Source organism: Mesorhizobium sp. M7A.F.Ca.ET.027.03.2.1 (assembly GCF_003999175.1).
Taxonomy (GTDB): domain Bacteria; phylum Pseudomonadota; class Alphaproteobacteria; order Rhizobiales; family Rhizobiaceae; genus Mesorhizobium.
Map to the genome: position 1 here is coordinate 1 of NZ_RZOM01001667.1, position 749 is coordinate 749.

Annotated in this window: 1 protein-coding gene; it reads right to left on the reverse strand. The window is 63.2% G+C overall.

What is annotated here, in order from left to right; all coding sequences use genetic code 11:
* Window positions 1-706: taurine ABC transporter substrate-binding protein (gene tauA / locus EN750_RS37220; RefSeq protein ID WP_127399471.1), on the reverse strand; the 706-nt coding region annotated here is incomplete at its 3' end.
* Window positions 707-749: the final 43 nt, after the last annotated feature.

Here is a 749-nt window from a genome sequence, read left to right on the forward strand (position 1 = left end):
CCTTGACGAAGTCGCGCACCGCTTCCGGGTTCTTTTCGGCGAAGTCGGTGCGCACGATCCAGGCGTCGAAGGTTGGCGCGCCCCAGGCGGCGACCTGCGAGGAATCCACCACCACCTTGCCCGTCGTCTTGATCTGGCCGAGCGCCGGATCCCAGACATAAGCCGCGTCGATGTCGCCACGCGAGAAAGCGGCGGCGATTTCCGGTGGCCTGAGATTGAGGATCACGACCGACTTCGGATCCACGCCCTCATGCTTCAACGCGGCGAGCAGGCTGTAATGCGTCGTCGAGACGAACGGCACGGCGACCTTCTTGCCGGCGAGGTCGGCGACTTTCTCGATGCCGGCGCCGTTGCGCGCCACCAGCGCCTCGGATTCGCCGATCAGGCCGACTATAAAGATGGTCTGGATCGGCAATTCGCGGCTAGCCGCCGCCGCCAGCGGGCTCGAGCCGACATAGCCGATATCGACCGAGCCGGAAGCGACTGCGGCGATGACATCGGCGCCGGAATCGAATTTGCGCCAGTCGATTACTGCCTTCGTCTCCTTTTCATAGGCGCCGTCGGCCTGCGGCACTTTCGAAGGCTCGACCACCGTTTGATAGCCGATGGTGATTTTGAGGTCGTCGGCATGGGCCGGGCCGAGGAAGGCCGCGCCGGCAAGCGCCGCCGACGAGAGGAGAACAATGCGTCGCGAAATGGTGAACATGAAGGGCTCCTGAAAAGAGAAAAATCGGAATGCCCCATGATAG